Below are 10,426 nucleotides of genomic sequence, written 5' to 3'. Positions count from 1 at the left end.
GGTGTTGAAATGTTCCGTAAGTTGCTTGATCAAGGTCAAGCAGGGGATAACGTAGGTGTGCTTCTTCGTGGAACCAAGCGTGAAGATGTAGAGCGTGGACAAGTATTGGCTAAGCCAGGTACTATTACTCCTCATACACGTTTTGAGGCAGAAGTTTACGTCTTATCAAAAGAAGAAGGTGGTCGTCATACTCCATTCTTAAAAGGTTACCGTCCACAGTTCTACTTCCGTACAACGGATGTTACTGGTGAATGTATTCTTCCAGAAGGTGTAGAAATGGTTATGCCTGGTGATAACATTAAGATGGAAGTGAATCTCATTCACCCAATTGCGATGGATGATGGCTTGCGCTTTGCGATTCGTGAAGGCGGACGTACGGTAGGTGCGGGTGTCGTTTCTAAAATTATTGAGTAAATATTATTGATTTTAGTATTGGGCGAGTGTATAATTCTTGCCCTTTGGTTCAAATAGGCGAGTAGCTCAATTGGCAGAGTTGCGGTTTCCAAAACCGTCGGTTGGGGGTTCGAGTCCCTCCTCGCCTGCCACTTTTAAGAGATCCCTTTATGTCTGCAAACACAAATGTTGCTAAAAAGCCGTTATCGTCAATATTTACTGCTTTAAGTGTAATATTTTTCTTAGGGGGATTTTATCTAGCAGGTGCTGCTTTTTTAGCGGCTAAGCCATGGTACATTCGCTTACTAATTGTATTGGCAGCTTTGTTTTTTGCACTAGGATCTCTGACTTTAACAGATCATTGGGTGCATATTAAAGAATTGTTTCATGGTGCACGCATTGAGATACGTAAGGTTTTTTGGCCTAAAAAAGATGAGTTGGTTAAAACAACTCTGATGGTTTTGGTAATTGTTGCAATTTTTGCAATCTTTTTAACCATTGTTGATGGGTTGTTAACCCTATTGATTAAGTGGGTGATGTAATGGCTAAACAATGGTATGTTCTACAAGCTTATTCTCAGTTTGAGCAATACGTTAAAAGGCAACTTCAGGAAGTGATAGAAAGAGAAGGGATGCAAGATAGCTTTGGTGATATTTTGATACCGACAGAAGAAGTTGTTGAAGTTAAAGAAAATAAGCGTAGGGTGTCTCAGAGAAAGTTTTTCCCCGGCTACGTGTTAGTTGAGATGGAAATGAATAATGACACTTGGCATTTAGTTAATAGCATTTCAAAAGTATCAGGATTTGTAGGTGGGACGCATGAAAAGCCAGCTCCCATTTCTCAAGCTGAAGTTGATGCTATCATACAAAAAATGCAAGAGGGTGTAGAAAAGCCCAGACCGAAGATTTTATTTGAGATTGGAGAAGAACTTAGAATTATTGATGGTCCTTTCTCTGATTTTACTGGTACGGTTGAAGAAGTTAACTATGATAAGAGTCGAATGAAAGTATCGGTGTTAATCTTTGGTCGTCCAACCCCGGTCGAGTTGGAATTTCACCAAGTCGAGAAAATTATATAATGGGAAGCTTATAAGCGTTTTTACCCATTAAGGAGTTAAAATGGCAAAAAAAATAAATGGCTATATTAAATTGCAGATTCCTGCTGGTAAAGCTAATCCAAGTCCACCAGTTGGTCCGGCTTTAGGTCAGCATGGTGTTAATATTATGGAGTTTTGTAAGGCTTTTAATGCTGAAACTCAATCCTTAGAAGCAGGAATGCCTATTCCTGTTGTAATTACAGTTTATAGTGACCGTAGTTTTTCTTTCGTTAAGAAAACTCCTCCTGCATCATTTCTTTTGAAAAAAGCTGCTGGAATTAAATCTGGTAGTGGACGTCCGAATACTGAAAAAGTTGGCACAATTACTCGTAAACAATTAGAAGAAATTGTGGAAATGAAGAAAGCTGACTTAACAGCTGCAGACCTTGAAGCAGGCATTCGTACGATTGCTGGTAGTGCACGTGCAATGGGCTTAAAGGTGGAGGACTAATTTATGGCAAAATTAACTAAACGTCAAAAAGAAATTCGTGAAAAACTGGGAGTAGGTAAAGTATATAATGTTATTGAAGCATTAGATATACTTAAATCACTATCAAAAGTTAAATTTGTTGAGTCTGTAGATGTGGCTTTACAATTAGGAATTGATCCTCGCAAATCTGACCAAGTTGTTCGTGGTGCTGCAGTACTACCTAATGGAACTGGTAAAACTGTTCGTGTAGCGGTTTTTGCACAAGGTGATAACGCAGATGCTGCTAAAGCAGCAGGTGCTGATATTGTAGGTATGGATGAGCTTGCTGACGAAATCAAAGGCGGACGTAGCGATTTTGATGTTGTTATTGCTGAACCGGCAGCAATGAGAGTGGTTGGGGCTTTGGGACAAGTGCTAGGTCCTCGTGGCTTGATGCCTAACCCGAAAGTAGGAACTGTTACCGCAGATGTTAAAACAGCGGTTGAAAATGCGAAAGCAGGACAAGTTCGCTTCCGTGCTGATAAAGGCGGTGTTGTTCATGCAATCATTGGTAAAGTAGATTTTGATAGTGCTAAATTAGCTGAAAATTTACAAGCATTGGTTAATGAGGTAAATAAATTGCGTCCAGCTGCGGCTAAAGGTGTTTATTTACAAAAAGCTTATCTTTCAACTACAATGGGTCCAGGCCTTGCAGTTGATGTAAATACATTAACTTCTACTAACTAATTTTTTAAAGATTCTTTGGATAGCTGCAAGCGCAGCTATCGTCAAAGACTGCAGGTGTGCTTTTAAATAGTACTTAATTTCCTGCATAGATGGTAGGTCAGCTTCAGTTATCTGAAATGGCTATACCAAGAAGGTCCGTTTAAATACGGTTTTTAAGGGTAAATGCAATCTCACTTAAGGAGTGTTGAATGGCATTAAATTTAACCAGTAAACAAGCTGTTGTAGCAGAAGTGCATGAAGTTGCTTCAAACGCTTTAGCGTTAGTTGCTGTTGAATATCATGGATTAACTGTTACTCAGATGACGGCTTTACATGCCGCTGCACGAGAAACTGGCGTGTATTTACGTGTGGTTAAAAATACCCTAGCGCGTCGTGCATTAGCTGATACAGAATTTTCTGGTTTAGAAGATAAACTAGTTGGTCCGTTAGTTTTGGCGTTTTCTCAAGAAGATCCAGGTTCAGCAGCACGTTTATGGCGTGATTTCTTCAAAGCAAATGATAAAGTAGATAAAGGAATTGTAAAATTCTTAAGCATTTCAGGTGAAACTTTACCTGGTAATGAGTTAGATCGTTTAGCTAAAATGCCAACAAAAGAAGAAGCATTGTCTCTTCTTATGGCTTGTATGCGTGCACCTGTTGAAAAATTGGCTCGTACGATTAATGAAGTCCCAGGTAAGTTGGTTCGTACAGTTGAAGCAATCCGTCAAAGCAAAGAAGCTGCGTAATTCAGCTTTTGGTATTTTTGACTTAATTTTATTTAAATATTTTTGGAGTTTATATGGCCATTTCTAAAGACGAAATTCTAGAAGCAATCGCTTCAATGTCTGTTATGGATGTTGTTGATTTAATTTCAGCAATGGAAGAAAAATTTGGTGTTTCAGCTGCTGCTGCTGTAGCTGCTGCTCCTGTAGCTGCTGCTGATGCAGGTGCTGCTGCGGAAGAGAAAACTGAATTCGATGTTGTTCTAACTGATGCTGGCGCTAACAAAGTTGCTGTTATCAAAGTTGTTCGTGCAGTAACTGGCTTAGGCTTGAAAGAAGCAAAAGAAGCCGTTGATAGCGCTCCTTCTACTTTGAAAGAAGGTGCTAGCAAAGAAGAAGCTGAAAAAATCAAAAAAGAACTTGAAGAAGCCGGTGCAAAAGCTGAGCTTAAATAAGCTTAGTTTCGGCTATTTGAAAGTACTGGCGTTTCGGCGTCAGTACTTTTTGCTGTCTTTATAAATGAGTATTCTTCTGCCGGTTATGCGCCGTTATAAGAATGCTAATTTTATTTTTCTTTCCCGCGCATTGCGCACATTCGACGCCGAGGTTCACGCATCATGACCTATTCGTTCACTGAAAAAAAACGTATCCGTAAAAACTTCAGCAAACGTCCTACTGTTTTAGAAACACCTTATTTACTTGAAATGCAGTTGGAGTCTTATAATGACTTTCTCCAGCAGCATACAGCTTCTGATAAGCGCGAAGATAAGGGACTTCAAGAAGCTTTTAAATCTATTTTTCCAATAAAAAGCCATAATGAAATGGTGGAATTGCAATTCGTTGGCTATGATTTAGGTAAGCCTGAGTTCGATGTCCGTGAGTGTCAGTTAAGAGGCGTTACTTATGCTAGCCCTCTTAGAGCGAGAATGCGGTTAGCTATTTATGATAAAAATAGTACAAAGAAAAAACTTAAGCAGGTCATTGAATCTGAGTCTGTTTATATGGGTGAAATGCCATTAATGACAGACAATGGTACCTTTGTTATAAATGGAACTGAACGTGTTGTTGTTTCACAGCTTCATCGTTCTCCTGGTGTATTTTTTGGTGATGATAATGGACAAGGACATAGCTCAGGTAAACTATTATTTAATGCAAGAATTATCCCTTATCGTGGTTCTTGGTTAGATTTAGAATTTGATGCGAAGGATTTGATTTATTGCCGAATTGATCGTCGCCGTAAGTTGTTGGTTACGGTTCTATTACGTGCTTTAGGTTATGATAACCAGCAAATGTTGGATATGTTCTTTGAGTCACAAACATTCTATATTACAAAAAGCGGTAAATTAGAAATGGAATTTGAGCCAGAACAATTTCGTGGAGAAGTGGCTCAGTTTGATATTGTGAATGGTGATGATGTTATTGTTCCGGCAGGTAAGAAAATTTCTTCTCGCTATATCCGTCAATTAGAGAATGCTGATGTTAAAAAGCAAGTTGTCCCAATGGATTTTATTATTGGTAAAATTCTTGCTAAGGACTTAATTGATAAAGAAACCGGCGAGTTGATTTTAGCGGCAAATACAGAATTAACAGAAGAAGGTTTAATTCGTTTAGCTGAAATGGGGGTTAGAACCTTCCATACATTATTTATTAATGAGCATGGTCGTGGTGGATATTTAGCAGATACGTTGCGTTTAGATGAAACAACTACAGAGCAGGAAGCGCGTGCAGAAATTTATCGAATGATGCGTCCAGGTGAACCACCAATTAAAGATGCTGCTGATACACTTTTTGAAAGCTTATTCTTCGATGAAACTCGATACGATTTATCTCGAGTCGGTCGTATGAAATTTAATAGAGGTTTAGGAAGAGAAGAAGTTGAGGGTTCTGGAACATTATCTCGTGAAGATATTGTTGATGTCGTCAAAAAATTAATTGCTATCAAAGATGGTTTTGGTAAGACAGATGATATTGACCACTTAGGTAATCGTCGTATTCGTTGTGTTGGAGAAATGGCAGAAAATGCCTTTAGAGTTGGTTTGGTTCGTTTAGAGCGCTCAGTAAAAGAGCGTCTAAATCAAGCTGAATCAGAAGGTTGGACGCCTAAAGATTTAATCAATGCTAAACCAGTTGCCGCAGCAATTAAAGAATTCTTTGGTTCTTCACAGTTATCTCAATTTATGGATCAAAATAATCCACTGTCTGAGGTAACTCATAAGCGCCGAATTTCAGCGCTAGGTCCGGGTGGCTTAACTAGAGAGCGTGCAGGATTTGAAGTGCGTGACGTGCATCCAACGCATTATGGTCGTCTTTGCCCGATTGAAACACCAGAAGGTCCGAACATTGGTTTGATCAATTCGTTAGCAGTTTATGCTAAAACAAATGATTATGGTTTCTTAGAAACGCCTTATCGAAAAGTGATAGATGGTAAGGTAACCGAAGAAATTGAATATTTATCAGCAATTGATGAATCTAAATTTGTTATTGCACAGGCTAATGCGCATCTGAATGAACAAGGTGAGTTCGTTGATGAATTAATTTCAACGCGTTTTGAAAATGAATTTACTTTGATGCCGCCTGATCGTGTGCAGTATATGGATGTTTCACCTAAGCAAATTGTTTCGGTAGCTGCATCATTAATTCCATTTTTAGAGCATGACGATGCAAACCGTGCTTTGATGGGATCAAACATGCAACGTCAAGCAGTACCAACTTTACGAGCAGATAAGCCATTAGTTGGAACTGGAATGGAGCGTGTTGTTGCTAATGACTCAGGTGTAATGGTCCGTGCAAATCGTGGAGGAGTTATTGATTCTGTAGATTCTTCAAGAATTGTTGTGAAAGTCAATGATGATGAAGTGCAACCAGGTGGGTTAGGTGTAGATATTTATAATTTAACAAAATATACTCGCTCAAACCAAAATACTTGTATCAATCAAAAACCATTGGTTCATCCAGGTGATGTAGTTGCAAGAGGAGACGTGTTAGCAGATGGACCATCTACGGATATGGGAGAGTTGGCATTAGGACAAAATGTTCTAGTTGCTTTTATGCCGTGGAATGGTTATAACTACGAAGATTCTATTTTGATTTCTGAGCGTGTATCTCAAGAAGATCGCTTTACAACTATCCATATAGAAGAATTAACTTGTGTTGCTCGAGATACAAAACTTGGGCCTGAAGAAATTTCAGCCGATATTCCGAATGTTAAAGAAAGCGCTTTGGCAAAATTGGATGCAACTGGTATTGTCCATATTGGCGCAGAAGTACGTGCAGGCGATATTCTAGTTGGTAAAGTGACTCCTAAAGGTGAGCGTTCTCAGTCTCCAGAAGAAAAATTGTTACGCGCAATTTTTGGCGAGAAAGCTTCTGATGTAAAAGATAGTTCTTTGCGTGTACCAACAGGCATGGATGGTACAGTAGTTGACGTTCGCGTTTATACGCGTGATGGCGTGGAAAAAGATGAGCGTGCAAAAGAAATTGAGCAGATGGAAATTGAATCCATCGCAAAAGATGTAAAAGATCAGTTGCGTGTGTTTGCTAGTGATATTCATGATCGTGTTGCTCGCTTAGTCATAGGGCAAGAATTGAAAAAAGCTCCTCAACGTAAAGCTGGTGATAAAGTTGATCAAGATTTGCTGTCTTCTCTTAAGCCAGAGCAGTGGTTCGATCTTCGTATGAAAGATGCTGCATTAAATGAGCAATTAGATGCAATGCATCAGTTATTAAAAGATAAAGAAAAAGAATTACAAGATTACTACGAAGAGAAAAAAGCCAAATTTGCACAGGGGGATGATATGGTACCCGGTGTATTAAAAATGGTAAAAGTTTATCTTGCTGTGAAGCGACGTTTACAGCCGGGAGATAAAATGGCAGGTCGTCATGGAAACAAAGGGGTTGTTTCTCTTGTGGTTCCTGTAGAAGATATGCCTTACATGGAAGACGGTACGCCAGTAGATATTGTGCTAAATCCTTTGGGTGTTCCGTCACGAATGAATATCGGTCAGGTTTTAGAGCTACATTTAGGATGGGCTGCGCGCGGTTTAGGGCGTCGTCTTAGTAATATGATGGATGAAGGTAAATCTGTCAAAGAGTTGAGAGAGTACTTAAATGCTGTTTATAACCATAATCCAGAGTGTACTAAAGAAAATCTTGATGAACTTAATGATGAAGACTTCTTAGCATTATGTGAAAACTTACGTGCTGGTATTCCGATGGCGACCCCAGTTTTTGATGGAGCTGAGGAGCATGCAGACTTGCAGAAAATGTTAGAGTTAGCCAATTTACCCGCAACTGGGCAGACTCGTTTGTATGATGGACGTACAGGTGAAGCTTTTGATCGAGATGTGTCGGTAGGCTATATGTATATGTTGAAACTTCACCACTTAGTGGATGACAAAATGCATGCTCGTTCAACAGGACCATATAGCTTGGTGACTCAGCAACCATTGGGTGGTAGAGCACAATTTGGTGGTCAGCGTTTTGGAGAAATGGAAGTGTGGGCATTAGAAGCGTATGGTGCTGCTTATACGTTGCAAGAAATGCTAACCGTTAAATCTGACGATGTCGAAGGTCGTACCAAAATGTATAAAAATATCGTAGATGGTGATCTACGAATTGATCCTGGTCTACCAGAATCCTTTAATGTATTGACGAAAGAAATTCGTGCGTTAGGGATTGACATCGGACTTGCTCAAGACTAATAGAAACAGGTAATAGAAATGAAAGCTTTAATTGATATGTTCAAACCGCAAGATGTTGCGGAAGATTTCGATAAAATTCGGATTGGTTTAGCTTCTCCCGATGTTATCCGTTCTTGGTCTTATGGAGAAGTTAAAAAGCCAGAAACCATCAATTATCGTACGTTTAAACCGGAACGTGATGGACTTTTTTGCGCTAAGATTTTTGGACCAATGAAAGACTATGAATGTCTTTGTGGAAAATATAAGCGCTTGAAACATAGAGGTGTTGTTTGTGAGCGTTGTGGTGTTGAAGTCACTAAAGCATCAGTACGTCGTGAACGTATGGGACATATTGATCTCGCGACGCCCGTTGCTCATATTTGGTTTTTAAAGTCTTTACCATCGCGTATTGGATTGTTGCTTGATTTAACATTGCGTGAAATTGAGCGTGTATTGTATTTTGAGTCTTTTATCGTTTTAGATCCCGGTATGACACCGCTTGAGAAAAATGAGCTTTTAACAGAAGAAGCTTATATTCAAGCGCTAGAAGAGTATGGTCATGAATTTAAAGCAATGATGGGTGCAGAAGCCATTCAATATATTTTAAAAAATATGGATTTACCTTCTGAGATTCAAAATATTCGTGAGCAGTTAGAGGCAACAAACTCTGAAACAAAAAGCAAGCGTTTATTGAAACGTTTGAAATTAATGGATAGTTTATTACAGTCTGGGAATAAACCAGAATGGATGATTTTAGAGGTGCTTCCCGTATTGCCACCAGATTTGCGTCCATTAGTTCCTTTGGATTCTGGAAGATTTGCAACATCTGATTTAAATGATTTATATCGTCGAGTCATTAATCGTAATAATCGTCTGAAACGTTTATTAGAACTCTTTGCACCAGATATCATCGTGCGCAATGAAAAACGTATGTTACAAGAAGCTGTTGACTCTTTATTAGATAATGGAAGAAGAGGGCGTACGGTTACTGGTACGAATAAACGTCCACTAAAATCTTTGGCAGATATGATCAAAGGTAAGCAAGGACGATTCCGTCAGAATTTATTAGGAAAACGGGTAGATTACTCTGGACGTTCGGTTATTGTGGTTGGGCCCACACTTCGTTTACATCAGTGTGGCTTACCTAAACGAATGGCATTAGAGTTATTTAAGCCATTTATTTTCCAACAATTGATTCTTAATGGGCATGCACCAACCATAAAAGCCGCTAAATTAATGGTTGAGCGTGATGCACCTGAAGTTTGGGATGCGTTAGAGTATGTTATCCGCGAGCATCCAGTAATGCTTAACAGAGCACCAACGCTTCACCGATTAGGTATTCAGGCATTTGAACCTGTCTTGATTGAAGGTAAAGCAATTCAGCTCCACCCTCTAGCATGTGCGGCATTTAATGCGGACTTTGATGGAGACCAAATGGCGGTGCATGTTCCTTTATCTTTAGAGGCACAATTAGAAGCACGAGCGCTAATGATGAGTTCAAATAATATTCTTTCACCGGCAAATGGTGAGCCTATTATTGTGCCTTCTCAAGATATGGTGCTTGGCTTGTATTACATGACTCGTGAACGGATAAATGCAAAAGGCGAAGGAATGCGTTTTGCAGATGTCGAAGAGGTTGAACGAGCGTATCAATCTGGTCTTGTAGATTTGCAAGCAATTGTAGAAGTTCGTTTAAGAATCCATTCAGGTCCTGAAGACCGAAATCCAGAATTGAAGCGAGTTAAAACAACTGTCGGAAGAGCGTTGTTGTATCAAATTTTGCCTAAAGGCTTAGCTTTTGATTACATTGATCAGCCAATGAAGAAAAAAGCGATTTCAGCTTTAATTAACCAATGCTATCGTCAATTAGGATTGAAAGATACGGTAATTTTGGCAGACCAATTAATGTATACCGGCTATCGATATGCTACACGTTCTGGCTCATCAATTGGTATTGTTGATATGGTAGTACCTAAGGCTAAAGCAGAAATTTTGAGCCAAGCGGAAGAAGAAGTGAAAGAAATCGAAGCACAGTATGCTTCAGGCTTGGTTACTTCTGGTGAAAAATATAATAAAGTCATTGATATTTGGTCGAGAACAAACGATCAAGTTGCTAAAAAAATGATGGAGCAGCTCGGTAAAACAAAAGTTAAAACGCGGGATGGTCAAGAAGTTGAACAAGATTCGTTTAACTCGGTCTTTATGATGGCGGATTCAGGCGCAAGGGGTTCTGCTGCACAAATTCGACAGTTAGCAGGAATGCGTGGATTGATGGCGAAGCCAGATGGCTCTATCATTGAAACGCCAATTACAGCAAACTTCCGTGAAGGATTAAACGTTCTTCAATACTTTATATCTACCCATGGTGCGCGTAAAGGGCTTGCAGATACGGCGTTAAAAA

At 39.4% G+C, this 10,426-nt stretch carries 9 protein-coding genes and 1 tRNA gene; all 10 read left to right on the top strand.

Features of this window, described 5'->3' with window-relative positions:
- Nucleotides 1-414: EF-Tu C-terminal domain-related protein (locus A5N85_RS00050; RefSeq protein ID WP_346243158.1), on the top strand; the 414-nt coding region annotated here is incomplete at its 5' end.
- Nucleotides 415-469: 55 nt separating this feature from the next.
- Nucleotides 470-545: transfer RNA gene (locus tag A5N85_RS00045), tRNA-Trp, on the top strand.
- An 18-nt stretch (nucleotides 546-563) separates the two neighbouring features.
- Nucleotides 564-935: a preprotein translocase subunit SecE gene (gene secE, locus A5N85_RS00040; RefSeq protein ID WP_072575381.1), complete on the top strand. Its 372-nt coding sequence runs from the start codon at nucleotides 564-566 to the stop codon at nucleotides 933-935.
- Nucleotides 935-1,471, top strand: coding sequence for a transcription termination/antitermination protein NusG (nusG, locus tag A5N85_RS00035; protein WP_072575380.1), 537 nt, complete (start codon nucleotides 935-937; stop codon nucleotides 1,469-1,471). Before secE ends, nusG begins: the two co-directional genes overlap by 1 nt.
- A gap of 40 nt (nucleotides 1,472-1,511) precedes the next feature.
- On the top strand, nucleotides 1,512-1,940 hold the full coding sequence (rplK, locus tag A5N85_RS00030; protein WP_072575379.1) for a 50S ribosomal protein L11: 429 nt from the start codon (nucleotides 1,512-1,514) through the stop codon (nucleotides 1,938-1,940).
- A gap of 3 nt (nucleotides 1,941-1,943) precedes the next feature.
- Nucleotides 1,944-2,645: a 50S ribosomal protein L1 gene (gene rplA / locus A5N85_RS00025; protein ID WP_072575378.1), complete on the top strand. Its 702-nt coding sequence runs from the start codon at nucleotides 1,944-1,946 to the stop codon at nucleotides 2,643-2,645.
- A gap of 188 nt (nucleotides 2,646-2,833) precedes the next feature.
- Nucleotides 2,834-3,370, top strand: a complete 537-nt coding sequence (rplJ, locus tag A5N85_RS00020; RefSeq protein ID WP_072575377.1) for a 50S ribosomal protein L10 — start codon at nucleotides 2,834-2,836, stop codon at nucleotides 3,368-3,370.
- Nucleotides 3,371-3,423: 53 nt separating this feature from the next.
- On the top strand, nucleotides 3,424-3,801 hold the full coding sequence (gene rplL, locus A5N85_RS00015; protein WP_072575376.1) for a 50S ribosomal protein L7/L12: 378 nt from the start codon (nucleotides 3,424-3,426) through the stop codon (nucleotides 3,799-3,801).
- Between the two features lie 162 nt (nucleotides 3,802-3,963).
- Nucleotides 3,964-8,046, top strand: a complete 4,083-nt coding sequence (rpoB, locus tag A5N85_RS00010) for a DNA-directed RNA polymerase subunit beta (RefSeq protein ID WP_072575375.1) — start codon at nucleotides 3,964-3,966, stop codon at nucleotides 8,044-8,046.
- 18 nt (nucleotides 8,047-8,064) lie between these two features.
- The coding region (gene rpoC, locus A5N85_RS00005; RefSeq protein WP_072575374.1) for a DNA-directed RNA polymerase subunit beta' at nucleotides 8,065-10,426 on the top strand (2,362 nt) is incomplete at its 3' end.

The organism is Suttonella ornithocola (assembly GCF_001889065.1).
GTDB classification, from domain to species: domain Bacteria; phylum Pseudomonadota; class Gammaproteobacteria; order Cardiobacteriales; family Cardiobacteriaceae; genus Suttonella_A; species Suttonella_A ornithocola.
The sequence above is the reverse complement of the archived record's forward strand: the minus strand, read 5'-3'. Positions and strand labels throughout refer to the sequence as shown.

Bases quoted from the DNA above. Each gene is read 5' to 3' on its own strand.
- rplJ (WP_072575377.1), top strand. From the start codon at position 2,834: ATGGCATTAAATTTAACCAGTAAACAAGCTGTTGTAGCAGAAGTGCAT.
- rplK (WP_072575379.1), top strand. From the start codon at position 1,512: ATGGCAAAAAAAATAAATGGCTATATTAAATTGCAGATTCCTGCTGGT.
- nusG (WP_072575380.1), top strand. From the start codon at position 935: ATGGCTAAACAATGGTATGTTCTACAAGCTTATTCTCAGTTTGAGCAA.
- rplA (WP_072575378.1), top strand. From the start codon at position 1,944: ATGGCAAAATTAACTAAACGTCAAAAAGAAATTCGTGAAAAACTGGGA.
- secE (WP_072575381.1), top strand. From the start codon at position 564: ATGTCTGCAAACACAAATGTTGCTAAAAAGCCGTTATCGTCAATATTT.
- rplL (WP_072575376.1), top strand. From the start codon at position 3,424: ATGGCCATTTCTAAAGACGAAATTCTAGAAGCAATCGCTTCAATGTCT.
- rpoB (WP_072575375.1), top strand. From the start codon at position 3,964: ATGACCTATTCGTTCACTGAAAAAAAACGTATCCGTAAAAACTTCAGC.